The organism is Kribbella sp. NPDC023972 (genome assembly GCF_040639075.1).
Classification (GTDB): domain Bacteria; phylum Actinomycetota; class Actinomycetes; order Propionibacteriales; family Kribbellaceae; genus Kribbella.
The window spans coordinates 575731-599338 of sequence record NZ_JBEZZH010000004.1 but is presented as its reverse complement, the minus strand read 5'-3'; the positions used below and the strand labels follow the sequence as shown (position 1 = coordinate 599338).

At 68.6% G+C, this 23608-nt stretch carries 23 protein-coding genes; 8 read left to right on the top strand and 15 right to left on the bottom strand.

Features of this window, described 5'->3' with window-relative positions; all coding sequences use genetic code 11:
- Nucleotides 1–6: 6 nt before the first annotated feature.
- Nucleotides 7–1236 carry an MFS transporter gene (locus AB0F43_RS19950; RefSeq protein ID WP_360478460.1) on the bottom strand — a complete coding sequence of 410 codons (1230 nt, stop codon included), beginning with the start codon at nt 1234–1236 and terminating at the stop codon, nt 7–9.
- A gap of 81 nt (nt 1237–1317) precedes the next feature.
- Here AB0F43_RS19950 and AB0F43_RS19945 point away from each other — a divergent pair, with 81 nt between their 5' ends.
- Complete coding sequence (locus tag AB0F43_RS19945) at nt 1318–2220, top strand: LysR family transcriptional regulator (protein WP_360478457.1); 903 nt, start codon at nt 1318–1320, stop codon at nt 2218–2220.
- On the opposite strand, the gene AB0F43_RS19940 is transcribed toward AB0F43_RS19945, so the two are convergent.
- Nucleotides 2217–3047: an SRPBCC family protein gene (locus AB0F43_RS19940; RefSeq protein ID WP_360478454.1), complete on the bottom strand. Its 831-nt coding sequence runs from the start codon at nt 3045–3047 to the stop codon at nt 2217–2219. The two genes, AB0F43_RS19945 and AB0F43_RS19940, sit on opposite strands and share 4 nt — an antisense overlap.
- Nucleotides 3040–3603 carry a helix-turn-helix domain-containing protein gene (locus tag AB0F43_RS19935; protein WP_360478451.1) on the bottom strand — a complete coding sequence of 188 codons (564 nt, stop codon included), beginning with the start codon at nt 3601–3603 and terminating at the stop codon, nt 3040–3042. Before AB0F43_RS19935 ends, AB0F43_RS19940 begins: the two co-directional genes overlap by 8 nt.
- 231 nt (nt 3604–3834) lie before the next feature.
- Between AB0F43_RS19935 and ugpC the strand changes: the two genes are divergently transcribed.
- Nucleotides 3835–4911, top strand: coding sequence for a sn-glycerol-3-phosphate ABC transporter ATP-binding protein UgpC (ugpC, locus tag AB0F43_RS19930; RefSeq protein WP_360478448.1), 1077 nt, complete (start codon nt 3835–3837; stop codon nt 4909–4911).
- Nucleotides 4912–5049: 138 nt separating this feature from the next.
- Nucleotides 5050–5490, top strand: coding sequence for a RidA family protein (locus AB0F43_RS19925; RefSeq protein WP_360478445.1), 441 nt, complete (start codon nt 5050–5052; stop codon nt 5488–5490).
- Here AB0F43_RS19925 and AB0F43_RS19920 read toward each other — a convergent pair.
- Complete coding sequence (locus tag AB0F43_RS19920; protein ID WP_360478442.1) at nt 5429–6712, bottom strand: FAD-binding oxidoreductase; 1284 nt, start codon at nt 6710–6712, stop codon at nt 5429–5431. The two genes, AB0F43_RS19925 and AB0F43_RS19920, sit on opposite strands and share 62 nt — an antisense overlap.
- Before the next feature lie 58 nt (nt 6713–6770).
- Here AB0F43_RS19920 and AB0F43_RS19915 point away from each other — a divergent pair, with 58 nt between their 5' ends.
- Nucleotides 6771–7757, top strand: coding sequence for a WYL domain-containing protein (locus AB0F43_RS19915; protein WP_360478439.1), 987 nt, complete (start codon nt 6771–6773; stop codon nt 7755–7757).
- On the opposite strand, the gene AB0F43_RS19910 is transcribed toward AB0F43_RS19915, so the two are convergent.
- Together AB0F43_RS19910 and AB0F43_RS19905 are read right to left on the bottom strand one after the other, a co-directional pair.
- Nucleotides 7758–8159, bottom strand: coding sequence for a hypothetical protein (locus AB0F43_RS19910; RefSeq protein ID WP_360478436.1), 402 nt, complete (start codon nt 8157–8159; stop codon nt 7758–7760). It lies immediately after the preceding gene.
- Nucleotides 8156–8668 (bottom strand): hypothetical protein, encoded by a 513-nt coding sequence (locus AB0F43_RS19905; RefSeq protein WP_360478433.1) that lies wholly within the window; start codon nt 8666–8668, stop codon nt 8156–8158. Before AB0F43_RS19905 ends, AB0F43_RS19910 begins: the two co-directional genes overlap by 4 nt.
- An 86-nt stretch (nt 8669–8754) precedes the next feature.
- Here AB0F43_RS19905 and AB0F43_RS19900 point away from each other — a divergent pair, with 86 nt between their 5' ends.
- A complete protein-coding gene (locus tag AB0F43_RS19900; RefSeq protein WP_360478430.1) occupies nt 8755–9384 on the top strand; it encodes a MerR family transcriptional regulator in 630 nt (209 codons plus the stop codon).
- Nucleotides 9385–9483: 99 nt separating this feature from the next.
- The gene (locus tag AB0F43_RS19895; protein ID WP_360478427.1) at nt 9484–10062 is read left to right on the top strand and encodes a carboxymuconolactone decarboxylase family protein; all 579 of its coding nucleotides are present in this window, start codon (nt 9484–9486) and stop codon (nt 10060–10062) included.
- An 11-nt stretch (nt 10063–10073) separates the two neighbouring features.
- Here the strand turns inward: AB0F43_RS19895 and dnaB are convergent, their stop codons facing one another.
- Entirely contained in the window at nt 10074–11867 is a 1794-nt protein-coding gene (dnaB, locus tag AB0F43_RS19890) for a replicative DNA helicase (protein WP_360478819.1), read from the bottom strand.
- A 541-nt stretch (nt 11868–12408) separates the two neighbouring features.
- Between dnaB and AB0F43_RS19885 the strand changes: the two genes are divergently transcribed.
- Together AB0F43_RS19885 and AB0F43_RS19880 are read left to right on the top strand one after the other, a co-directional pair.
- A complete protein-coding gene (locus AB0F43_RS19885; protein ID WP_360478424.1) occupies nt 12409–13737 on the top strand; it encodes an MATE family efflux transporter in 1329 nt (442 codons plus the stop codon).
- A gap of 41 nt (nt 13738–13778) precedes the next feature.
- The gene (locus tag AB0F43_RS19880; RefSeq protein WP_360478421.1) at nt 13779–14492 is read left to right on the top strand and encodes a hypothetical protein; all 714 of its coding nucleotides are present in this window, start codon (nt 13779–13781) and stop codon (nt 14490–14492) included.
- On the opposite strand, the gene AB0F43_RS19875 is transcribed toward AB0F43_RS19880, so the two are convergent.
- The 8 genes from AB0F43_RS19875 to AB0F43_RS19840 are packed head-to-tail and all read right to left on the bottom strand — an operon-like array spanning nt 14489 to nt 23586.
- Complete coding sequence (locus AB0F43_RS19875; protein ID WP_360478418.1) at nt 14489–14839, bottom strand: YrdB family protein; 351 nt, start codon at nt 14837–14839, stop codon at nt 14489–14491. The two genes, AB0F43_RS19880 and AB0F43_RS19875, sit on opposite strands and share 4 nt — an antisense overlap.
- Nucleotides 14840–15217, bottom strand: coding sequence for a DUF4913 domain-containing protein (locus AB0F43_RS19870; protein WP_337000406.1), 378 nt, complete (start codon nt 15215–15217; stop codon nt 14840–14842).
- Nucleotides 15207–17054, bottom strand: coding sequence for a TraM recognition domain-containing protein (locus AB0F43_RS19865; RefSeq protein ID WP_360478415.1), 1848 nt, complete (start codon nt 17052–17054; stop codon nt 15207–15209). Before AB0F43_RS19865 ends, AB0F43_RS19870 begins: the two co-directional genes overlap by 11 nt.
- A complete protein-coding gene (locus AB0F43_RS19860) occupies nt 17054–18667 on the bottom strand; it encodes an ATP/GTP-binding protein (RefSeq protein ID WP_360478412.1) in 1614 nt (537 codons plus the stop codon). Before AB0F43_RS19860 ends, AB0F43_RS19865 begins: the two co-directional genes overlap by 1 nt.
- Nucleotides 18668–18683: 16 nt before the next feature.
- A complete protein-coding gene (locus tag AB0F43_RS19855) occupies nt 18684–20192 on the bottom strand; it encodes an SCO6880 family protein (protein WP_360478409.1) in 1509 nt (502 codons plus the stop codon).
- Nucleotides 20179–21828 carry a type IV secretion system protein gene (locus AB0F43_RS19850; protein WP_360478406.1) on the bottom strand — a complete coding sequence of 550 codons (1650 nt, stop codon included), beginning with the start codon at nt 21826–21828 and terminating at the stop codon, nt 20179–20181. The genes AB0F43_RS19855 and AB0F43_RS19850 overlap by 14 nt, the downstream gene beginning before the upstream one ends.
- A 1-nt stretch (nt 21829) precedes the next feature.
- Nucleotides 21830–22732, bottom strand: a complete 903-nt coding sequence (locus AB0F43_RS19845; RefSeq protein ID WP_360478816.1) for a type IV secretion system protein — start codon at nt 22730–22732, stop codon at nt 21830–21832.
- On the bottom strand, nt 22732–23586 hold the full coding sequence (locus AB0F43_RS19840; protein ID WP_360478403.1) for a hypothetical protein: 855 nt from the start codon (nt 23584–23586) through the stop codon (nt 22732–22734). The genes AB0F43_RS19845 and AB0F43_RS19840 overlap by 1 nt, the downstream gene beginning before the upstream one ends.
- Nucleotides 23587–23608: the final 22 nt, after the last annotated feature.

Here is a 23608-nt window from a genome sequence, read left to right as displayed (position 1 = left end):
TCGTGTCTAGCTGCGGTGCGCGGCGAGCATGCGGAGTACTGCGGTGTTGACGACGATCAGGATGATTGCGGAGAAGATGAGGAGGGCCAGGTCGGCGGGGATGAGGGCTATGCCCAGGCCGATGGCCAGGACTGGGAGGGTCAGGCCGGTGTAGGCGATGAGGAAGAGGGCGGCGAGGACCTCGCCGCGGGAGGTGGGGTCGGCGAGGGAGGCGGCGGTGGCCACCGCGCCGCGGAAGACGAGGCCTACGCCGGCGCCGGCGACGACTCCCCCGAGGACGAAGAGCGCGAGGCTGGGGAGCAGGCCGCCGACGGCCACACCGACAAGGCCTGCGGACATCAGGACGAGGCCGAGGCGGAGTTGGTGCCGGCGGGGCAGTCGGACGAAGAGGACCTGGCTCCCGGCGCCGGCGATGAAGACGGCGAACGTGACCACGCCGGCCAGCAGTCGCGACGTGTGGTGCAAGGTCCCGGCCAGGAACGTCGGCGCCAGCGAAGTGAACAGCCCGAGGATCGCGAACGCCGCGAAAGCACCCAGGGCCGAGGCGAAGAACAGCGACTTCGCGGACGACGGGACCGCGACCCGCTGCGGCCGGTACGCCGGACGCTCCTCGAGCCGCTCCACCGTCTCCGGCACCAACGCGATCCCCAACGCACTCAGCAGCAACAACGCGAGGAAGATCTGGTACGGGCGCTCGAGCGGCGAGGCGACGTACTCCGCGAGCAGTCCACCCACGAGCGGACCGAACGCGAGTCCGCCGAGGTTCACCATGCTGGAGATCAACGCCGACCGGCTCGGGTCCTCGTCTGGACGGGCGACCTGGCGCAGTTCGGACAAGTGCGCGGTCGCGGTCGCTGTCAGCACGCCAACGCCGACCCCGCAGATGAAGCGCGCGACGAGCAGCCCCGGCACCTCCTGCCAGAGCAGAAACACCAGCGCAGACAGAGCCTCCGCGAGTACGGCGAGCAGCGCGATCCGGCGCCGACCGAGCCAATCGCTGACGTGACCGGCAAGGTACAGCGCAGCCATCACGCCGACCGCGTAGCTGGCGAAGATGACGGTGATGACGTACGTCGGGAAGCCGTCACGCTGCTGGTAGATGGCATAAAGCGGCGTCGGGACGGTGGAGAACGCCATCGTGGTCAGGAAGGCGGCGGCGATCACCCAGAACCCCGGACCGTGGGCGAACCGCACCCGCTTCGAGCCGAGCGCGTGCGAACTGGTCAGAGTGGACATGTCTCCAGGTTCGCGCGCTCGATCTATCGAGTCCAACGAAAGTTCTTGCACGCTCTTATCGAGAGATCCGATAATTCTTCGGTGGACAGTCGCCAGCTGGAGTACTTCGTCGCCGTCGCTGAGGAGCTGAGTTTCACCCGCGCGGCGCAGCGGCTGTTCACGGTCCAGTCCAGCGTGTCGGCCGCCGTCCGCGCCCTGGAGACGGACCTGAGAACGACGCTGTTCGATCGCTCGACCCGGCGGGTGACGCTGTCCGCGGCCGGTCAGGCTTTGTTGCCTGAGGCAAAGGCTGCCCTGGAGGCGCTGGACCGCGCCCGGGCCGCGGTCGAGGAGGCGTCGACCGGATTGCGCGGCAACATCCGGATCGGGACGCTGGCCCGGCTCGGCCTGGTCAACCTGGCCGAACTGCTCGGCGCGTTCCACCGGAAGTACCCGTTGGTCGACGTACAGGTGGCGACGTCGCCGACCGGTTCGAGTGGACTGGCGGACGACGTACGCCACGGCCGGCTGGACGTGGCGCTGGTCGGATTGTCGCGGGCGGAGCTGCACGGGCTGGAGATTCGTGACCTGGCGACGGTGCCGTTCGTGGTCCTGCTCCCGTCGTCGCATCCGCTCGCCGACCAGCCCTCGGTCGGGCTGGAAGCGCTTGCAGGTGAACGGTTCGTCGACATGCCGCGCGGGTTCGGGAATCGCAGCATGGTCGATCGGGCCTTCGACAACGCGGGGATCCCGCGGCGGATCCAGGTCGAGGTGCCGGAGCTGACCACGATCCCCGAGTACGTCCGGGTCGGCCTCGGCGTCGCCGTCGTACCACAGCTGGAGCCGGACGCGGCGCCCGGAGTGGCCCAGCTCCCCATCGCGGAGACCGACCTGAGCTGGACCCTGTCGGTCGTCACGGTGAGCGGCAGGCGACCGAGCAGAGCGGTGACCGCCCTGCTCGACCTGATGGCCGACTCGATCCGGCCGGACGGACTGTACTTCTAAGCGACCCAGATGGGCTGCCAGTTCTGCTGCTCGTTGTAGCGGCGGAGCGCGGCGACCCCACTGAGCCAGCCGAGCCACGCCCCGTACGGAGGGGTGCCCTCGAAACCACTCATCACGAACGTGAGCCGGGTCTTCCCGCCGGACTCGGCCAACTCCCAGGTGCTGATCCCGGCCAGACCCCAGTCGATGGACATCTTCTGTCCCTCGACCAGATCGATGATCTCCATCCCGGGCCCGGCCTCGAACCCACCCATCGCGAACCGGCCGCCGACCCGCGCGTCGATGTCCACCGGGTACCCGAACCACGCGGTCGCCTTCGCGGACTCGGTGAGCGACGCGTAGACCTGAGCCGCCGGTGCGTCGATCAGTGTCTCGCCGGTCAACTCCGACGAGGTGAAGTCCGCCCTGGGGGTGAGCTCACGACCCTCCAGGTGATCGACCAGGTTGGCGAGCGCGAGCGACCAGAACGTCTGGAGCACGCCGCGGATGTTCGAGCCAGTGACCGCCTCCGCCCACTTGAAGTGGCTCTGCGACAGCTTGATGACCGTGGAGTCGTCGCTCTCCTCGATCAGCGTGATCTCGGTGGTGGTCTCCTCGCCGCCGAGCAACCACGCCAGCTTCAGCGTCTGGCCGTCGTACTGGAGGACTCTCTGGTGCGGCGCGTCGCCCTCGGGGATGAAGCGTCCCCAGAACTCGAAGGTCCCCGGCAGGTCGACGTTCGAGTGCTCGCCCAGCCAGAGGTTGAGGATCTTGGGGTCGGTCAGCGCCTGGCGTACGTCGTCGACGCCGGCCTTGGCGCGGGCCTGGAGGATCAGCGGTTCAGTCATGGTCTTGGTCTCCCTTGGGGTAGCAGGCCACGGCCAGCTTGAAGGCGTCGCCCTCGGAGCCGCCGTAGCGCTCGAACAGGTCCTGCAGGGTGCTCTGCAGGTCCGCGAAGAACTCCCGCCGACGGTCCGGTGGGACCCGGATCTCACCGGACACCCCGATGGACGGCAGCTCCGGAGCTGCCCGGTCCAGCGCGGCGATGTCTGTCTGGACCTCTTCCATCAGATCCAGCAAGTAGCCGAGGCTCAGCTCGTCGCGGGCGCGGCGCAGGCCGCCGATCCGGCCGACGAGCCGCGGCGACAGCCAGTACGAACGGGCGGTCGCCTGGTAGACGCCCTCGTGGACGCCACGCACCTTGCGCTCCTCCACCAGGGTCACCAGACCGGCCTCGACGAGGCGTTTGACGTGGTAGTAGACGCGCTGCGGAGTCTGCCCGAGCTGCTCCGCCACCTCGCCGCAGGTGTGCGGCTCGGCCAGCCGTCGCAGCACCTCGATGCGCTGCGGCTTGAACAGCGCCTCGGCCTGCTCGAGCTGCTCCAGGTGCATCACGTCTCTCATCACAAAAGGAAGTTTGTACATAAAAATCTTCTTTGTCAATGGATCGTGCGGCGCTCGGCGACCAACTGGCGCACCGTCGGCCGGATCCATTGGTCGGGAATGGAAATTGCTCGCCCATCGTTGAACCAGTTGCTTTGGTGATGCATCACCAAAGCAAGACACCCACATCCCTGGGCGCCTTTGCGACGGATCGTCCGGCACGTTCCTGCCGGCGAAGGAAGGAAGCGCGACATGGCAACTGTTTCGTTCAAGGGAGCCAGCCGGATCTACCCGGGCACCGACACCCCCGCCGTGGACAAGCTCGACCTGGACATCCAGGACGGCGAGTTCATGGTGCTGGTCGGACCGTCGGGATCCGGCAAGTCGACCGCGCTGCGGATGCTGGCCGGCCTGGAAGAGGTCAACGACGGTTCCATCTACATCGGCGACCGGGACGTGACCGACCGTCCGCCGAAGGAGCGCGACATCGCGATGGTGTTCCAGAACTACGCGCTCTACCCGCACATGACGGTCGCCGACAACATGGGCTTCGCCCTCAAGATGCAGGGCATTCACAAGGACGAGCGGGCCAAGCGCGTCGCCGACGCGGCCAAGCTGCTCGGCCTGGAGGAGTACCTCGACCGCAAGCCGAAGGCCCTGTCCGGTGGTCAGCGTCAGCGCGTTGCGATGGGTCGCGCGATCGTGCGTAACCCGCAGGTCTTCCTGATGGACGAGCCGCTGTCGAACCTCGACGCCAAGCTCCGCGTCCAGACCCGCACGCAGATCGCCGAGCTGCAGCACCGGCTGGGCGTGACCACGGTGTACGTCACCCACGACCAGGTCGAGGCGATGACGATGGGCGACCGGGTCGCCGTACTGAAGGACGGCCTGCTGCAGCAGGTCGACACCCCGCTGAACCTGTACGACCGGCCCAAGAACAAGTTCGTGGCCGGTTTCATCGGTTCACCGGCGATGAACCTGATCGAGGCAGAGATCACCGACGGCGGCGCGAAGATCGGTGACTTCGTGGTCCCGATCGACCGCAGGCTGCTGGCCAAGGCCGGCAATGAGAAGACGCTGACGCTGGGCATCCGGCCGGAGGCGTTCCGGCTCGCCGACCAGGGCCTGCCGGTGAAGGTCGCGGTGATCGAGGAGCTCGGCTCGGACGCGTTCCTCTACGGCACCGCCGAGCACACCACGAACCAGCAGATCATCGCCCGCATCGGCACCCGGCTGCACAACGACAAGGGCACGATCGTCCACCTGGCCCCGGACCCGGACAAGCTGCACCTCTTCTCCACCTCGACCGAGGAGCGTCTGACCGCCTGACTATCGGGTGATGGTCCTGCGCCGTCAGGCCTGACGGTGCGCGGACGCGTATCTGCGCACCGGCCTGACGGCACTCGTCGTACGGCGCCGCTTAAATCCCGTTGACCGTGGACCACGCGGTGGCGTTTGCTCGGCTGCGTGACGATCGAGCGCACGAACCCCGACGGCCTGCATCCGACACCCGGCTACCACCACGTGACCCGCGTTCGAGCAGACACCCTGATCTACCTCGCCGGACAGTGCCCACTCCAGCCGTCCGGTGACCTGGCCGAGGGCGGACTCGAGGCCCAGACCGAGCAGGTCATCCAGAACATCCTGGTCGCACTCGACGCGGCAGGCGCGAAGCCGGAAGACGTCGTACGCACGGTGATCTATGTCGCCAGCCCGGACCGGGAGGAGCTGGCCGCGGTGTGGACCCAACTCAATGCCTCACCACTGGCCGCCGCCTTCACGTCAGCCAGCACTCTCCTCGGGGTGGCCCAGCTGGGTTTCCCCGGCCAACTCGTCGAGATCGACGTCACGGCTGCTCTAGCGGATGGTTCGGGGCCAGGAGCCGGGCGGGGTCGTAGCGGTTCTTGAGCTTGATGAGCCGGTCGTAGTCCCCGGGATCGAAAGCCGCACGAACCTCGTCGGTGGTCAGGGGGCCGAAGCTGAAGTTGAGGGACCGGCCGATCGTTGTGGAGGCCCACGGCTCGAGGATGGTGCGGTGGAGGTCGCTGACGTCGGCTTCCCCGGGTGAGAGGACGGTCAGGGAGTACGTCGCGTCGCGGTGGCCGATCGCATTCGGAATTGATGGTGGACGGCTGAGTGCGCCGCCGAGGTGGCGGATGCCGATCACGCACCTCGTCGGCCCTGAAGCGTGCTTGGGCAGGGTCGCGAGGGGGTCGGGGTCGAGGTCGCTCAGCAGGACGTTGCGCGAGCGGTAGCTGCCCGGGTGTTCGGGTTCGGCGAAGATCCTGGCCGACTCCGCGTAGGGCAGCACGCCCACGGTGTCGAGCACAGGCGCGCCTTTCAGGGGTTTGATCAAGTCCGGGCCGTTGTCGCCGAGGATCGCGAGCTGGATCTGCGCGATGTGCTTACCGCGCAGCGGGGCCGGCACCGGCGGGATGTCCGGGAACGGGATGAGCGCAATCGCCGACGTCACCTCATCGGGCACTGTCCGGGTCCACTCACGCCAGATCTCCAACACCGCTGGGTTCTCCGCGAGATCGAAGTACAGGCTGCCACCGTACAAGGTCGGCACCTCGAACAGCTCGATCTCGATGCCGGTGACCACGCCGAAGTTGCCGCCTCCACCGCGTAGCGCCCAGAACAGCTCCGGGTCGTCCCCGGCGTTCCGTCGTACGCCGTCCGCGGTGACGACCTCGATTCGGCGGACGTGATCCGCCGCGAAGCCGTAGCGCCGTGCCATCAGACCAGTCCCCCCGCCGAGCGTGTACGAGATCGCGCCGACACCGGGGAAGCTGCCGGACAGCGGCGCGAGCCCGTAGGGCGCAGTGGCGTCGATCACCTGGCGCCAGGTCGCACCGGCCTCGATCCAGGCCGTCTTCTGTTCGACGTCGACTCGTACGCCGTTGAAGTCGCCTGTCGCGATCAGCACGCCGCCGTTGTTACCGCGAGTAAGTCCGTGTCCGGAGGCTTGGACCGCGACGCGCTTGCCGTGGTCAGCGGCGTACTTGACGGCTTCCTCGACCTCGGGGGCGCTGGTGACCGCGAAGATCAGGTCCGGCCGGTGCGGGTCGAGTCGCTGGAAGCCGAGCCGCGCCTCGTCGTATCCGTTCGATTCCTTCGTCAGCATCATGCGGCCCACGCTAGGCACCCTTGCGGACACATCTTGTCCGCAAGGGCATGCTGGTGGGATGAGTTCCCGGAAAGAGCTGCCCGGACGGCTGCTGCGGTTGCTGTCGTTGCTGCAGAGCCGCAGCGAGTGGTCCGGCCGTGACCTTGCCGAGCGCCTCGGCGTCACCGAGCGGACGGTACGCCGGGACGTCGACCGGCTGCGCGCCCTCGACTACCCGGTGACCGGGAGGACCGGAACGGCCGGCGGCTATCGGCTCGGGTCCGGGACGAGTCTGCCGCCGCTGCTGCTCGATGACTACGAGGCGATCGCGGTCGCACTCGGTCTGGTCGGCGCCGCCGGCGGTGGCGTGACCGGGATCGCGGCGAGCTCGACGAGTGCGCTCGCGAAGTTGGAGCAGGTGCTCCCGGCGCGACTGCGGCCGCAGCTGGCAGCGGTTTCGTCGGCTGAGGCGATTCCTCGACGTGGTGTTCCACAGGTGGATCCCAGCGTTCTCGCCGTACTGGCTCGCTGCTGCCGGAACCGCGAGATCGTTGCCTTCGACTACCAGACTCGGCACGGCGCGCACAGCCGTCGTCGGGTCGAGCCGTACCAACTGCTGACGGTCGCGTGGCACTGGTACCTGCTGGCTTTCGATCCGTCCCGCGACGACTGGCGGATCTTCCGGGTGGACCGGATCGACGACGTGAGCGCCGTACTGCACCGGTTCACTCCGCGTGAATTGCCGGCGGCGGACGCGGCGTCGTACCTGATCGACTCGTTCGCGAGTGCGCCGTACCGGCATTCCGTCCGGCTGACGATCCAGGTGCCGGCGGATGTTGTCGCGAGCAACTTCCACGGGTTCGTCCCGGGGAGCATCGAGCCGGCCGGGACAGGCGCGTGCGTTGCGCACTTCACCGCGGAGACCGCGTCGTTGTTGCTGCAGTACATCGCCGGAGTCGTTGCCCTAGGCGCCGACTTCACCGTGGACGAGGCCACGCCGGAGACGGCCGCCTTGATCGCCGAGGTGGGCGATCGACTCAAGCGGTCCGTGTCCGAGGCGGTCTGATCAGGCACTGATGAGGCCGACGCCCAGGGTCAGGACGCCGAGGGCCAAGGAGGCCGCGCCGAGCCAGAGGATCCAGAGGAACTGGTTCGGTTGCGTGCGGCCCTTGCCGGCGGACGAGGCGAAGAAGCCGCCGGACATCAGGATCGCCGCGACCGGGATCGCCAGCCGCGCGACCCAGAGCATGCCGCCGGTCAGCCCGGTCTGGTCGACGTACAGCAGCCCGACCAGGCTGAGGATCACGAGCACGCCGGCGTGGGCGTGACCGGCGCGCGCGAACGACTTCTGGAAGTCCGTCATCGGCACCTGGCCGCGGACGATCCTGGTCATGAAGTAGCCACCGAACTGGATCGTCACGATGGTGAGCAGGATCGCTCCGGCGATGATGCGCGAAGCCTCGGTCATGAGTGCACTTTCTCCTTGCTGATCGGGCTGAGTTGCCGGGTCGGCGTACTGGCCCGAGCGACCCAGAGCACCACTGCGATGTACAGGACCTGCTCGGGGATGCGCTGCCACAGCGGCGTCGCGGGGTCCCCGTTGGCGAACGCGACGTCCGCGGTCGCCGCGTAGATGTTTGCCGGGAGCAACGTCACGAACAGTGCCGCCAGCCCGAGCGCCGCCCACCGGCGAGTCGCCGCGAGGACGAGCCCAGCCGCGGCGAGGAACTCCAGTACACCGGTCACATAGACCAACGCGTCGGCGAACGGGAGGAACGGCGGCACCATCCGGACCAGGTCGGCGTGGTTCGGCATCGCCGTCACACTTGCCGGTACGAAGTGCGCGCTCGCGGTGAACAACAGCATCACCGCCATCCCGTGCGCCGCACTGACCGGCCAACTCGCGAACCGCCGGACCCCGAGCGCACCCAGCGCCCGGAACACCAGCGTCGCGACTACCAGGACGAGGGGGATCATCCTGTCACCTCCTGACTATGGATAGTTGCACTATCCGCTTATGGATACTGCTACTATCCATCACAACCGCGAGGAAGGCAAGCAAGATGCGAATCGGGGAACTGAGCCGGGCCGTCGGCGTGCCGGTGCCGACGATCAAGTACTACTTGCGTGAGGGCTTGCTGCCGCAGGGTGAGCTGAGCAGCCCGAACCAGGCGTCGTACTGCGAAGCACATCTCCGCCGGCTGCGGTTGATCCGCGCACTGGTCGAACTGGCCCAAGTCCCGGTGGCGCAGGTGAAGGAGATCCTCGAGGCGCTCGACTCCGACGCCGTACCCCTGCACGAACAGATCGGCCGGGCGCACCGCGCACTCACCCCGACCCGCAAACAGGCCGCCTCGGACGAGGCCCGCGCCGCCGCGACCGCTCAGGTGACCGACCTGCTCACCCGGCGCGGCTGGGCCGTCGAACCCACCGCCCCCGCCCTGGCCACGCTCATCGAAACCGTCGCCGCCCTCCGCACCCTCGGCCAGGACAACCTCGTCAGCTTCCTCGACGCCTACGCGGAGGCCGTAGAACGCTTCACCGAACTGGAAATCGACGCCGTCTCCACCCACCCCACCCGCGACCAACTCGCCGAATCCGTAGTCATCGGCACCATCCTCGGCGAAACCCTCATCTCCTCCCTCCGCCTCCTAGCCCAAGAATCCATCTCAGCCCAGCGCTGGAGGACGTAACCCCGCTCCTGTGGAGTTGACGATCCCCAGTTGTCACAGAACTCGGCCGCCCGGCGTCTCATGCCGACGTGTCGAAGCACCGACGGCGAGGAGACGACAATGACCAGCACCATGAGGATTCCTCCGGCCGAGATCACCGGCCTGTTCGGCATGCTCGCGAAGCGGATGAGCAAGAAGATGCTCGGTGAGGTACCCGAACCGCTCGGGGTGATGTGGCACAACCAGCCCGTACTCAAGGCGTTCTTCAGCTTCAGCGGTAAGGCCCAGAAGTGGCACACCTGCGACCCCCAGCTGAAGTCGTTCGCGCACATGGCCGCGGCGTCCATGGTGGGCTGCAGCTTCTGTTTGGACCTGGGCTACTTCGAGGCCAACAACGAGAACCTCGACCTGGCCAAGGCCCGCGAAGTACCGCGGTGGCGGGAGTCCGACGTGTTCACTCCGCTGGAGCGGGACGTCATGGAGTACGCCGGGGCGATGACCCACACGCCCCCGACCGTGACCGACGAGCTGTCGGCGCGACTGCTGGAGCAGCTCGGCCCGGATGGGCTGGTGGAGCTCACGGCGTTCATCGCCGCAGCGAACCTGGCGAGCCGCACCAACGTCGCGCTCGGCATCACCTCGCAGGAGTTCTCAACCGCCTGCGGCCTACAGCCGCTAGCCACCCCTCAACGCAACTAGGCCCCGACCCGTCAGCCGTCGTGCGCCATATCCACGAAGCGGGAGTAGTGACCCTGGAAGGCCACGACCACGTCGGCAGTAGGGCCGTTCCGGTGCTTGGCAACGATGAAGTCAGCCTCACCCGGCCGCGTCGACTCCCGCTCGTACGCATCCTCTCGGTGCAGAAGGATGACAACGTCGGCATCTTGCTCCAAAGATCCCGATTCGCGGAGGTCGGAGGCCATGGGGCGTTTGTCGGAGCGTTGTTCGGAGCCTCGGTTGAGCTGGCAGATGGCGACGACGGGGAGCTCGAGCTCTTTGGCGAGGAGTTTGATGGAGCGGGAGAACTCGGAGACTTCCAGCTGGCGGGACTCGACCTTCTTGCCCGACGTCATCAGCTGGAGGTAGTCGATCACGATCAGGCGGAGGTCGTGGCGCTGTTTGAGCCGGCGGGCCTTGGCGCGGATCTCCATCATGGTGAGGTTCGGCGAGTCGTCGATGAAGAGCGGGGCCTCGGAGACCTCGCCCATCTTGCGGGCCAGCCGGGCCCAGTCCTCGTCGGTCATCTTGCCGTTGCGCATGTGGTGCAGCGGCACCTTCGCCTCGGCCGAGAGGAGGCGCATGGTGATCTCGTTGCGGCTCATCTCGAGCGAGAAGATGCACGAGGTCAGGCCGTGCTTGATCGACGCCGACCGGGCGAAGTCCAGACCGAGGGTGGAGTTGTGGGTCGGGATCATCGTCTTGCCGGCCAGGTACAGGTGGTCGGGGTTGTCCACCTCGACGCAGCGGACCGGGACGCTCTCGACCGGGTCGAGCCACTCCAGCCGGCGGTCACCTTCGCCGGCCAGCGCGGCCGGGAAACCGTGCCCGGTGATCTGACGCGGCGCCGACCCGGGGATCGGCGGTGTCAGCCCGGGACTCGCGGACATCGCCGTGTGCAGGTCGGCGGTCGTGCAGACCACCGGGCGGCCGCCGTCCTCGACCCGCCACTGGTGCTCGGCGTCGGCGACGATCGTGCTGCCGTCGGAGAAGAACAGCCGGAAACACGGCCGGTCCACCATCACCTCGGTCGCCGCGACCACCGTCGTCGGCAGGCCGTCGGCGTCGAGCAACTGGTCGCCGACCGCGACCTCGCCCATCGTGGTCCAGCCGGTCGGGGTCGGCAGCGGGGTGTCGAGAGCGAGCGCCTTCCCCATCGCGGGTCGCGCGGCGACGATGATCATCTGGCCGGGGTGCAGGCCGTTGGTCAGCTCGTCCAGGTCGGTGAACCCGGTCGGTACGCCGACCATCGCGTCACCGCGGGAGTCGATCGCCTCGATCTCGTCGAGGGCGCCCTCCATGATGTCCTTCAGCGGCGCGTAGTCCTCGGTGGTCCGCTTCTCGGTGACCGAGTAGATCTCGGCCTGCGCCTCGTCGACGACATCGTCGACCTCGCCCTCACCGGCGTACCCCAGTTGGACGATCTTCGTGCCGGCCTCGACCAGCCGGCGCAGGATCGCCTTCTCCCGGACGATGTGCGCGTAGTAGCCGGCGTTCGCGGCGAGCGGGACGGAGGCGACCAGGGTGTGCACGTACGGCGCGCCGCCGATCCGGGCCATCTCGCCCCGGCGGTTCAGCTCGGCCGCGACCGTGATCGCGTCGGCCGGCTCGCCCCGCGCGTACAGGTCGGTGATCGCGTCGAAGACGATCTCGTGCGCCGGCCGGTAGAAGTCGGTGCCGCGCAGGGTCTCGATCACGTCGGCGATCGCGTCCTTGCTCAGCATCATCGCGCCGAGCACGCACTGCTCGGCGGCCAGATCCTGTGGCGGGGTGCGGTCGAAGCCCATCTCCGGGTTGCGCTCTTCCTGGCCGCCGCCCTGGCCCCCGCGGAACTCCGCCACGCTCACTTCGTCCGACCTCCTCGTCCGCCCACCGAACCCACACCGGACTGAAAGACTCCACCCGGCAATCGAACACCTGATCGAACAGTAACCGAACCGGCCGACACTTTCCTCCCCCATCCGGCCAGCCGGACAAGGTTTCCCGCCGACGCCATCCGCAGGCGGACTCGCCCCCGAGACTGCGGGCGGACGGCGTCAGTCACGCGACCGTACGCCCGTCGGGTCACAGGGTGGTAGTTCGTCGTCCACACCCCCTGTGGACGAGCTGTGGGAAACCCCGTGAGCAGGTGTGCACAGGTTGGGCATATTCCTGTGGATATCTGGGGACACCGCTCCACAACAGGCCGCTGACCTGCGGATTCACCAGTGCACAACTGTGGAGAAGAAAAACTTTCACACCTTCTTCCGGACTACCTGGTCCGGTGGGCTGTGCACAGCCTGGGTCAGGCACAATGAGCCTCATGCTCATGACAGGCCAGCCGGCACGGTGAGGGCGGGGCTGCGACGACTGTTCGGGGAGCAGGACCGGGAGATCCTGCGACTTGCCGTCCCGGCGTTCTTCGCGCTGGTGTCGGAGCCGCTCATGCTGCTGGCGGACTCGGCGATCGTCGGGCATCTCGGTACGCCGCAACTCGCAGCGCTCGGTATCGCCGGGACGATCCTGCAGACGCTGGTCGGGGTCTGTGTCTTCCTTGCCTATGGCACCACCTCGGCCGTTGCCCGGCGGATCGGTGCCGGTGACCACCGCGGCGCACTCGCGCAGGGCATCGACGGACTGTGGCTGGCCTTGCTGCTGGGCGTCGTACTGGCCGTGGCCGGGCTCGTCCTCGCCCCGGCCGCGATCGGGGCGTTCGACCCTTCGCCGGACGTCGCCGACCACGCGACCACCTATCTACGCATCTCCTGCTTCGGCATCCCCTCGATGCTCCTGCTGCTGGCGGCGACCGGCGTACTGCGCGGCCTGCAGGACACCAAGACCCCGATGGTCGTCGCGATCAGCGCCAACCTGCTCAACATCGGCCTGAACTTCCTGCTCGTCTACGGCCTCGACCTGGACATCGCCGGCTCCGCGCTCGGTACGGCGCTCGCCCAGACGGCCGCCGGTGTCGCTCTGGTCGTGGTGGTCGTCCGAGGCGCCAGGCGCGACGGGGCCAAGCTGCGGCCGGACCGCCCCGGCATCATCGCGTCGGCCCAGATGGGGGTGCCGCTGATCGTCCGCACCCTGACGTTGCGGGTGGCGATCATCCTGCTCACCTTCGTCGCCACCGCGCTCGGTACGACGTCCGTCGCGGCGCACCAGGTCGCGTTCACGCTGTGGTCGTTCCTGGCCCTCGCGCTCGACGCGATCGCGATCGCCGCGCAGGCGCTGACCGGCCGGTCCTTGGGCGCCGGTGATGTCGCCGGGACGCGCGCCATCACCCGCCGGATGATGTGGTGGGGACTGTTCTCCGGGATGCTCGGCGGGCTGGCTCTGTGGGGCCTGCGGGATGTCTACGTGCCGTGGTTCACCGCGGATCCGGAGGTACGGCGTACGTTGGCCGCCGTACTGATCGTCGCCGCACTCTGGCAGCCGGTGAACGGCGTTGTGTTCGTGTTGGACGGCGTACTGATCGGAGCGGGTGACGGACCGTACCTGGCGGTGGCTGGAGTCATCGCGCTCGTGCTGTACGTTCCACTGGCCTTGAGCGTGTTGTGGTTGGACGGTGGGATCGTCGCCTTGTGGTGGGCGTTCGGCGGGTTCATGCTGTTGCGGTTGCTCACTCTGGTCACCCGCGAGCGCCGCGACGCCTGGCTGGTGACAGGCGCTATCCGCTGACCCGCTGGTGCGGCATCGTTTGGCAGGACGGAAGGAGCAGCATGGCTGACACCGACGATCAGGACGTCGCGCTCGAGCCCGATCAGCGCGAGCATGCTGACGACGACAGCCCTGAGGCGCTGAACGAGCGCCGCGCCGACGCGTGGGTCAGAGACGCCGAGTCGCCGGAAAAGGCCCGCCGCGAGCAGGAACTGGCGGAGCTCCGCGAGGAGGAGGAACGCGAGCTCTACAACGACCGGGTCGAGCTCGCCAGACAGGACGAGCACGAGCTGCAGCTGATCCGCCGGCGCGGCGAGCTCCTCGATGCCGCGAAGTCGGAGACCACCGAGGCGCTCCGGGTTGCGTACGCCGCCGAAGACATGGCCGACCGCCGTGCCGACGCCGGCGCGGGGCGGCTGGAGGGTCGCCGGGAGCGGTCCCGCGGCGACCATCTGCTCGACGACGCAGCCACCCGAAGGGACGAGCCCGGCGCGGACGCGACAGCGGCCGCGGGCCGCGCGCATCACCGGCGCGGGAACGACGCGGACAGACGAGCCGCGAACGACGATCGCGACGCCGACAGCTACGACGCGGTGGCCCGCCGCGCGCGCAGCGACGCGGCCCAGTCCCAGTCGCCCGAGGCACCCGCGGTCGGGGCGGTTCAGAACCCGCCGCCGAAGCCGCCCGTCGCCCGGACGAACCGCCGGCCTGTCAAGCGCAAGAAGCTGCGACGCGACACCTCCGCCGAACCCGACCTCGGCCTCGGAGACCGCTAGGCGGCGTTGCCGTCAGGGCTGAGCTTCTGGACGCGGATGATCAGCAGGTTCACCGCGATCACCAGGACGAAGACGACCGCCCACACCGGATGGCCGAGGCTCCAGAGCGCAGCACCGGCCAGCCCGAAGACGAGGACCTTCACGACAGTACGTACGACGGGCGTGCCGCGAGTGGCCGTGGGTGCGGCGAAGAGTCCCCACACCACCGCGGTCACCGCGGGCAGACCGATCGCGAGCAGCAACCGGACGAGCGTCGTACCGTCAACCGCCCAGCCCCACGAGGCGAAGATGCCCAGAGCAATCAACTCGGCGAGGAAGGCGCCGAGAAGGTTGCCCCATCGCCACATCTAGATGCCGCGCAGGTTCGGTTGGCGCTGGTCGAAGAACAGGCCGGCCGGCGGCTCCTCCACCGGCAGCGGCGGGATCGGGTAGTCGGTGTGGGCGCCGCGGCAGGCGGCGAACGGCCCGTCCGGATCGAGCAGCGCCATCATGTGCGGGTCCGCGTGGTCGCGCCACCAGACCGACATCCCCGTCGCCGGGTCGAGCCGGAGGTGCTCCCAGGCGCGCCAGATCGAGTCCAGCCGGCTCAGTGCCTCGGCGTGGCGGTACCACTCCGGACACCAGATGAACTGCTGCCCGATCCGCCGCGTGTAGAGGTAGATCAGCCGGTCCTCGACGAACGCCGCCACGTGCGGATAGAAGAGTTCCTGTTGTTCACCATCCACGGCGCTGCTCCTCATTCTGCTCCCAGACCGGGACGCCTGTCGGCATCTTCGGCGGCCCGGACGGCTGCTGCGTGCCGGCCGTGACCCACGGGTTCGCTGCTCCACCCGGCGTGCTCGGGGCGGAGTTGCCCGGGTCGTACTTCGCCAGCGACGCCTTCACCGCGCCGGCGTCCGGCCGGGTGAACCACGGCACTGTCTTCACCATTGTCGCCGGGATGCCAGAAGGGAACACGATGGCCCGGCCGGGTGGCATCGAGGCCAGGTCGGACACCTCGAGGATGTTGTGCCGCTGGGTCTGCCGGCTGGTGCCGCGCTCGCCCTTGTTGTACGACACCGAGTTGGACACGATGTCGTAGTCACCGATCAGCTTGCTCAGCTTCTCCAGGAAGTTCGCGTCCGACGCACCACCGCCGTACACCCGGACGTTCGCCGCGGACCAGAGCTTCTCCATTCCCTCCGCGCCCCAGCACTCCACGCCCTGCGGCCAGGACTGCAGGATCGTCATCAGCACGATGCCGCGGGAGCCGAAGTGGCTGTAGAGGTCGGGCAGGTTCTTCCAGCGGCACACGTTCGCCGCCTCGTCCAGGACGCCGACCAACGGGTTCGGCATCCGGCCCATCGGGCAGCCCTTCGCGTACTCCTCGGCCGCCTCCACCACGGCCACCGTCAACGCGGTGACGAGCGGTCCCGCCGTACCGGCGCCTTCCTTGGACAGGCTGTAGAGCGTGCCGCCCTGGCGGACGAACTCGTGCGGGTTGAACTGCGGGCGGGTGTCGTTCTGGCCCTGCGGGACGACCCAGCGGGTGACCTTGCGGTTGACCAGGAACTGCGCGCTCTGCTGCGCCGTGCCGTAGACACCGGCGCGCTGCTTGTCCGGCGCGTTGATGACACCAGCCAGGGCGTCGGCGGACAGGTGCAGGCCCGGGGTGTTGCGCAGGATCCGCTCGGGCTCGTCGTTGCGCTGGTCCGCGAGCCAGCTGTAGACCTGCGTGATCGGGCGCTTGGCGACCGCGGCCGCGAGCAGCAGGCCGGCCAGCAGATCGGTACCGGCGGCGTCGAAGAACGCGTCGGTCTGGGCGTTCAGCTTGCGCTGCGAGGCGACGAAGTGCTCGGCCAGCTCGCGCGCCTTGGTCTCGTCGGTGATGTAGGTGAGCGGGTTCCACCACCAGTTCGGCGGCTCCTCGCAGACCTCCTGCGGGTCGAACACCCAGACCGGGCCACGCTCCGACCGCGGCCCGCGGGTGGCGTCGACGATGTCGCGCTTGTTCGAGGTGGCGATCACGGCGCCGGGTGCGTCCAGGATCGCCGGTACGGCGCGGGACGTCGTCTTACCGGTTCGCGGACCCCAGATGTCGACGTGCATGTCCTCCCAGGACCCGAACACCTCGAGGTTGTCCCGGACGGTCTTGCCGATCATGATGCCCGGGCCCGCGTGCCCGGCGCCGAGCCGGTTCGCGATCCCCTGCGCGCCCTCGCGGGTGATCTTGAAGATCTCCGACCGCTTCGACATCAGGAACGCCTGCTTGTCGACCCGGCCGACGCTGCTCTGCCGTTTCCGGAGCAGGAACCAGACCCCGGTCGCGATCAGCGCCAGTACGACGATCTCGAGGATCAGCACGCCAGTGGCCGCGCCGGACCAGCGGATCCGGCCGTTGATCAGGTCGGCCAGCGCGGCGATCGGGCCCGGCACCGCGCGGGTGTCGTTGATCGCGGCGGCGACCTTGAGCGCACTCCAGACGCCGCCGACGATGAGGACGAACAGTCCGATACCGATGAAGACCAGGACCGACTCGACGGACAGGCCGCCCGGACCGGTGCTCTTCTTGCCCTGGGCCATTACTCGTCAACTCCCGTTCGGGCGACCACGCGGGTGGTCGGGTCGGGTGGCGGCAACATGGTCGGGTCGTCGAGGCTGTACTCCTCGACCACCGCCTCCGATCCGTCGGCGGCCACCTCGACCTTCTGCGGCGTGCCGTCGGCACCGGTCTTCCACAACTTGTTCGTGTCGTTGATCTCGCGCTCGACCGAGGTGAGCCCAACGTGCACGGGGATCCCTGGCCGGCCACCGACCTTGACCAGGAAGTTGCCGCGTCCGGGTGGCGCGGCCTCCTCCCCGGTGGCCGGGTCCCACGCGGGCGGGTCCTGCCAGCCGATGAGCATGTTCTGCTCCTCCTCGGACATCGGCACGACCTCGGTCAGGTTCTCCATCTCGGCCCGTGGCAGGCCGCCGCAGATGACCATGCCGGACCGCTCGACGAAACCCTTGGCCTTCATCCGGTCCTCGGGGTGCTCGAGCGCGAGCAGGTCGGACATGGTGTGCGAGATCATCGCCATCCCGACACCGCGCTGGCGGTTCAGCCGGGTCAGCGCGTCGACGCGGTCGACCAGGCCACGCCCGGCGCGCAGCACGCGCCACAGCTCGTCGAGGATGACGAAGTAGTGCCGCCGCGGCTCCAGCCCGGCGTCCGCGAGCGCCTGGGACACCGCGACCGCACCGAACCCGTAGGACCAGCAGGCCAGCAGTACGGCGGCCTGCAGGCTGGTCTCGGAGTCGTCGATGTTGGACACGTCGAACACGACCGGCCGGTCCATCTGCATCGGGTTGTCGGTCTGCTCGGAGAAGATCTCACCCAGCCGGCCGCCACCGACCAGACCGATCAGCGAGGCCTCGAGTCCTTCGGTGATCTGCCGGTACCGCTCCAGGCTGCCGCGGTCCAGGGCCACGTTGCGGACCCGGTCCGGCGCCTCCTGGATGACCTGGAGCAGGTCGCGTAGCACTGGCGTACGCTGATGTCGCTCGTCGAGGACCTTGAGGGCCTCGTCGATGATGGTCTCCTCGCGGTCCGTCGGCGGGGCCGAGCGCATGATCGAGATCAGCGCCGACACCATCGTCTGGCGGCGGCCGTGCGCGTCCGCCTGGATCGCCTCCCGGGCCTTGCCAGTGAGCCGGAGAGCGGCGTGCCGGGACTCGCCCGGGTCGAGCACGTTCAGGTGCCCACGGCCGCGGCCGAGCTGGATCACCTGGCCGCCGAGGGCCTCGATCAGGTCCTTGTAGTCCGGCTTGAGGTCACCGAGCACCAGCGGCTGGACGCCGTACCCGGCCAGGCCGAGGGCCATCCGCCGGGTGATCGTCGACTTGCCCAGGCCAGGCTTGCCGAGGACGAACATCGACGGGTTGGAGATCAGCTTCGCCCGCATGAACCAGCTGATCGGGTCACAGCACATGGTCGCGCCGGACAGGATGTTGCGGCCGATCGGTACGCCGACCATCGGGCTGCCGGTCCCGGCGGCGAACGGCCACAGCCCGCAGACCTGGACCGTCGTACCCCGCCACTCCGCCGGAGCCTGGATGTAGGTCGAGTAGCCGCCGCCCATACCGGGCCAGCCACGCGGCATCGGCCGCTTGCCACCGCGGGAGGGATCCACCGGCTTCTTCGTCTTCTTGCTCATTGCGACTCCCCAGCGGTCAGAGCGATTCCCGGATGCCGGCCGGGATCGACAGGTGGCTGTGCAGTACGACGCCGAGCGGCAGCGCGGCCACGAACGCCGAGTCCTGTGAGCCGTACGCCGGCCGGAGCAGGATGCGCGCGGTCGCGCCCAGGTTGTCGATCGCGGCGATCATGTCCGGGATCTGCTCGGCCGACATGACCGTGCCGGTGACGACCATGCCGAAGTTGACCAGGCCCGCGCCCCGGGCCTCCTCCTGCGCGGTCCGGTCAGCGGCCCGGGCCTCGGCCATCGTCCGGGCCGAGGGACGGCTCGACGTGGTCGCGCGGAAGGACGCGTTGCGCTTGTCGGCCTCCACCATCCGGGCGGAGGTGGCCGCGTCCAGCGGGCGGTACAGCAGCGTCACCCGCTTGCGGTCGATGTCGGCGTGCGGCCCGACCAGCTGGGACAGCACCGAGGAGAACACCTCACCACGCGGCGCCTGGGTCATCTGCCACGTCACCGACCACGCGGAGTCGTGCCGGTACTTGTCCCAGAACGCCTGCGCACCGGCCGGACCGACGTCGGTCCACTGCAGCTCTGGCGGCATGCCCTGCCCGCGGGCCTCGTCGATCAGTACGGCGGCGGCCGGGTCGTAGGCGATGCGGACGGTCTCGCAGAGCTCCTGCGCGGTGACCGGACGGGCCGCACCCGCACCGGTGGCGTTCAGGCTCTGGGTGAGCGCGGGCAGCCGGGACGCGAGCTCGCGGCCCATGTCCTCTTCCTTCCGGCGCTTGCCGCTGCGGTCGGTGCCCTTGAAGGTGAGCGCGACCCGGGCGGAGATGAGCGCGGAGCCTTCCGGGTAGGTCTGCACGACCTCGGTCAGCATCGCCCGGGAAATGGCCGGCGTACCCTCCAGCATGTTGTTGCTGACCTCACGGCGCAGCCGGATACCGGTGTCGGGTGCACTCTCGACCGTCACCGAGGCGGCGACGATCCCCGGCTCGTGGCCGAGCGACGCGAGCCACTGACCCCAGTGCGCGACCCACACGTCCACCTGCTCCTCGTCCACCAGCGAGGCGCCGTCGGGCTCGGCGTTGATGACCACGGTGAAGTGCCGGGTGCTCGGGTAGTACAGCAGGGCGAAGGGCCGGCCGTACGAGTCCTGGAACTCGCTCAGCTGGGACGCGGCGGCGAGGCCGGGGAGCTGGAACTTGCCCCATGCGGTGCGGCCGAGCGGACCGGAACGGTAGATGTTGTGCTTCGCCATCTTTGCTCGTTGCCATCCAATGCGGGTCGAGAGCCGTTGCAGTGCGGAGTGCCCGTGCTTGTCCTTGGTCATCAGCATCAGCAGGCCGATGCCGACGATGATCATCACGACGATCGCGGACATGATGCCGCCCGCCATCATGGCGATGACGGTCATCAGCAGGCCGCCCATCATGATCGCGGTGCCGAGTGTGCCCAGGCCCGCGATACCCGCCGACGCGGGTTGCCGCCAGTTGCCGTAGGTGCGCGGGGCGCTTCGTACGTTGTCAGCCGCTGCCACGTGGTCCGTCCGAGTTTTGTTGTGCGTCGCGGCGGGACTGGTCGTCCTGCCAACGGGTGTCCTGCTGTTGTGCTCGTGCTCGGTCGCGGCTCATGTCGCGGGCCGGGCCGCCGCTGCCGGACGGGCCGCCGCCACCGCCGCCACCACCACCGCCGCCACCGCCGGAGCCCGCGTCCATGGCGTCGTTGTCGAAGCTTTCGGCCGCCGCCGTCTGGCCGAATTGCTTGGTGGCCGCGGTCCCGGCGGCGATCACGGCGATCGGAGCGGCCGCCGCAGCGGCGGGACCGAGCGCAGCGGCGCCACCGGCAGCTGCAGCGCCACCACCGGCAGCCGCGGCGCCACCGGCAGCCGCACCGCTACCGCCACCGGCAGCCACAGCGCCTCCACCGGTCGCGCCACCAGTGGCAGCGGCTTGGCCACCGCCGGCAGCGACGCTTTGGCCGCCGCCTGCAGAAACGCTTTGGCCGCCGCCTGCGGAAACGCTTTGGCCGCCGCTGGCACCGCTCGGGCTCTGGGACTGGCTCGGCCGGCCGACGTTGCGGGCGCCCGTCGGACCTTGGCCGCCGCTACCACTGCCATCAGCGCCACCCTGGTCGGCGCCCTGCTGCATCTTGTCGGCGAGCTTGTCCATGCCGAGCAGCTTGGCGCCGATCATGCCGGCCCCGGCCGAGCCAGCGGTCGCGGCGACCATCGGCACCAGGAAGCGCATCAGGGCCGGCAGGGCGAACAGGGCCAGGATCAGCAGGGTGAGGCCGGTGACCATGTTCATCACCTGGGTGCCCCCCGGCTCGCCGGAGCCCTCGAAGTTCAGGCCCTTACCGTTGTTCGAGGTGAGTCTGATCGCGGTCGCATAGATGATCGCGGCAACGAGTTTGTAGAGGATGAAGGCGAAGATCCACCCCAGGATCCGCTTGAACCAGGTCCGGCCCATCTCGGTGTTGGTCGCCGCGGCCGCGATCGGCAGGACGCCGAGCAGCAGGATCAGCATCGCGCTGCGCACGATCATCAGCACGATCTGGATCACCCCGGCGATGATCGTCAGGATGCCGATGGTGATCGCCAGCCCGATACCGATCGGCCCGGCCGTCGCGGACAGGCCGACCATGGTCGCCATCACCTCGCCGAAGGCCTTGCCGCCACCGGTGTTGCCCATGCCGCAGCGCCAGCCTTCGCCGGAGTCGCTCAGCGACGTGGTGACGAGGCAGTCGGCGAACTTGTCGACGAACTCGATCAGCGCCTGCGCCACCCCGATCGTCAGCGCGGATGCGATGGCCAGCGTGATCAGCGAGCGAAGGATCTCCCGGGCCGGCTCACCACGGTGACTCCAGGCCATCTGGATGGCGCCCACCAGCAGGCCGATCACGGCGACGAAGACCGCGATGTACTGGGTGTGGCCCCAGATCCAGCCGACCGTGTCATTGGCCGGCACACCATCCGCGTCGCCGACGGCCGGGGTGTCGACGTACACCCAGAAGGTGCCGATGGTGCCCATCAGGACCGTGACTCCGGCGGAGATTATGTCAAGGATCGGCTGGAACACGAAGTTGATCACCGCTTCCGCTACTGGTTTGAGCACAACCTCGACGGCCGCCTTCAGGCACTCGTACCAGCCGTCACCACACCCGAGCGGGATCATGTCAGGACGTCCTCGGTGAGACGAACCGCAGAATGGCGGGGAGCGCGACGACGGCGATGATCATCATGGTCACGCCCATGATGAGCTTGAGCGTCTGCGACGTACCGTCGGGTGCGCCGGCCTCCGCCTCCGGACTCCCCATCAGCTTGATCGCGGTGGCGTAGATCAGCGCCGCCACCGGTTTGTAGATGATGAATCCCGCCAGCCAGGCCAGTGCCCGCTTGAACCACATCATGCCCATCTCGGTGTTCGTGGCCGCGGCGGTCAACGGGAGTACGCCGACCAGCAGGACGAGCATCCCGTACCGCACGACCATCAACGCCAACTGGATGATCGCGGTGATCACCATCAGGATGCCGACGAAGATCACCAGCGCCATCCCGAGCGCCTCGCCGGGATCCTTGATCGGATCCATCATCAGCGAGGCCAGCTTGTTGGCGAAGCCGTGCTCGTCCGCCTCGGTGGCCTGGATGATGATCCACTGCGAGAACTCGTCCGACGCCTGGATCAGCGTCGCCGCGAAGGTCGCGCCGGCGGCGGAGACGACCACCATCGTCATCAACGACCGCAGGATGTCGCGCAACGGCTCACCGCGGTGCGACACCGCCATCTGGATCGCGGCGACGATCACCGCGATGGTCGCCGCGAAGGCCAGGATGTAGTTGGTGTGGACCTGGATGAATCCGGCCGCCCCGTTGTTGGAGACGTCCGGGGTGTCGATCCAGACCCAGAGGAAGCCGACCGCTTGCAGCACCACCTCGACGGCCGCCACCACGACGTCCTTGATGACCTCGAGGATGATGTGGAAGAACGGGCCCATGACCGCTTCCATGACGTCGCCGAGCTTCTCCTCGACGCAGTCGTCCCAGTCCCAGGGGGCCCAGGAACAGCCAAGGACGATCATCACGCCCCCCGGAACCGGACGTAGCCGTCCAGGGACTGCAGCACGTCGGGCGCGACCTCGCCGTTGAAGCTGCCGTCGTCCTGCAGCGCCGCCCGCCAGTCACCGCGGTACCAGACCATCGTCACCGGCAGTGAGGCGACCTTCGCCTCGTCGATCTGGACCGCGATCTGGAGCACCACCCGGTTGGGCTGGTAGTCGAACACCTTGAAACCGGTGAACTGCGCGACCTTGCCCTCGTTGCGCGGCGTCGTACTCACCCGTGCCTCGCGGATCGCCCGATCCCGGCCTGGGCCGGGCATCACCCGGGTGGCCAGCACGTCGTCGGTCAGGTCCGGGTTGCGGATCTGACCCAGCACGTTCATCGCCGCGAGCACGGCGCCGGTCGGGGAATGGGCGAAACAGGAGCGCACCCCGGTCCGGTCCGTGACGGACGGACCTCCCTCTTGCTGGAGCGGAATCAGCATGTCGGCCTCGAACTGCCAGGTGACCGCCGGCGGTGCCACCCGCGGGATCCTCTGGTCGGGGTTCTTGAGCTTGCAGCCACCGGCGCCGGGAGTGGGCGGCCCGGACGGTGTCGCGGTGGAGGTGGGCTGTTCCGTGGGCGTGGCGGGCGGCACGGGCGGTTCCTCGGTGGGCTGTTCGGTCGGTACGACGGTGCTCGGCGAGGTCGTCGGCTGCGTGGTCGGCGTACCCGTGTCACGAGCGAAGAGCCAGACCAGCAGGCAGACGACCACGGCTCCGACCACGATCGCCGAGGCGATGAAACCGCGCTCCTGCCAGAAGACGCCGGCGGCATCGCCATCGGCGTCGTCTCCTGCGGAACCGGAGCCTGAGTCCCTGCTGAACAGTCCCACAGCCGGTCAGGCTCCGGCGACG

Coding starts and splice junctions, on each gene's coding strand:
- AB0F43_RS19950 (WP_360478460.1), bottom strand. CDS start 1,236: ATGTCCACTCTGACCAGTTCGCACGCGCTCGGCTCGAAGCGGGTGCGG.
- AB0F43_RS19940 (WP_360478454.1), bottom strand. CDS start 3,047: ATGACTGAACCGCTGATCCTCCAGGCCCGCGCCAAGGCCGGCGTCGAC.
- AB0F43_RS19935 (WP_360478451.1), bottom strand. CDS start 3,603: ATGAGAGACGTGATGCACCTGGAGCAGCTCGAGCAGGCCGAGGCGCTG.
- ugpC (WP_360478448.1), top strand. CDS start 3,835: ATGGCAACTGTTTCGTTCAAGGGAGCCAGCCGGATCTACCCGGGCACC.
- AB0F43_RS19920 (WP_360478442.1), bottom strand. CDS start 6,712: ATGATGCTGACGAAGGAATCGAACGGATACGACGAGGCGCGGCTCGGC.
- AB0F43_RS19915 (WP_360478439.1), top strand. CDS start 6,771: ATGAGTTCCCGGAAAGAGCTGCCCGGACGGCTGCTGCGGTTGCTGTCG.
- AB0F43_RS19910 (WP_360478436.1), bottom strand. CDS start 8,159: ATGACCGAGGCTTCGCGCATCATCGCCGGAGCGATCCTGCTCACCATC.
- AB0F43_RS19905 (WP_360478433.1), bottom strand. CDS start 8,668: ATGATCCCCCTCGTCCTGGTAGTCGCGACGCTGGTGTTCCGGGCGCTG.
- AB0F43_RS19900 (WP_360478430.1), top strand. CDS start 8,755: ATGCGAATCGGGGAACTGAGCCGGGCCGTCGGCGTGCCGGTGCCGACG.
- AB0F43_RS19895 (WP_360478427.1), top strand. CDS start 9,484: ATGACCAGCACCATGAGGATTCCTCCGGCCGAGATCACCGGCCTGTTC.
- dnaB (WP_360478819.1), bottom strand. CDS start 11,867: ATGGGCTTCGACCGCACCCCGCCACAGGATCTGGCCGCCGAGCAGTGC.
- AB0F43_RS19880 (WP_360478421.1), top strand. CDS start 13,779: ATGGCTGACACCGACGATCAGGACGTCGCGCTCGAGCCCGATCAGCGC.
- AB0F43_RS19875 (WP_360478418.1), bottom strand. CDS start 14,839: ATGTGGCGATGGGGCAACCTTCTCGGCGCCTTCCTCGCCGAGTTGATT.
- AB0F43_RS19865 (WP_360478415.1), bottom strand. CDS start 17,054: ATGGCCCAGGGCAAGAAGAGCACCGGTCCGGGCGGCCTGTCCGTCGAG.
- AB0F43_RS19860 (WP_360478412.1), bottom strand. CDS start 18,667: ATGAGCAAGAAGACGAAGAAGCCGGTGGATCCCTCCCGCGGTGGCAAG.
- AB0F43_RS19850 (WP_360478406.1), bottom strand. CDS start 21,828: ATGATCCCGCTCGGGTGTGGTGACGGCTGGTACGAGTGCCTGAAGGCG.
- AB0F43_RS19845 (WP_360478816.1), bottom strand. CDS start 22,732: ATGATCGTCCTTGGCTGTTCCTGGGCCCCCTGGGACTGGGACGACTGC.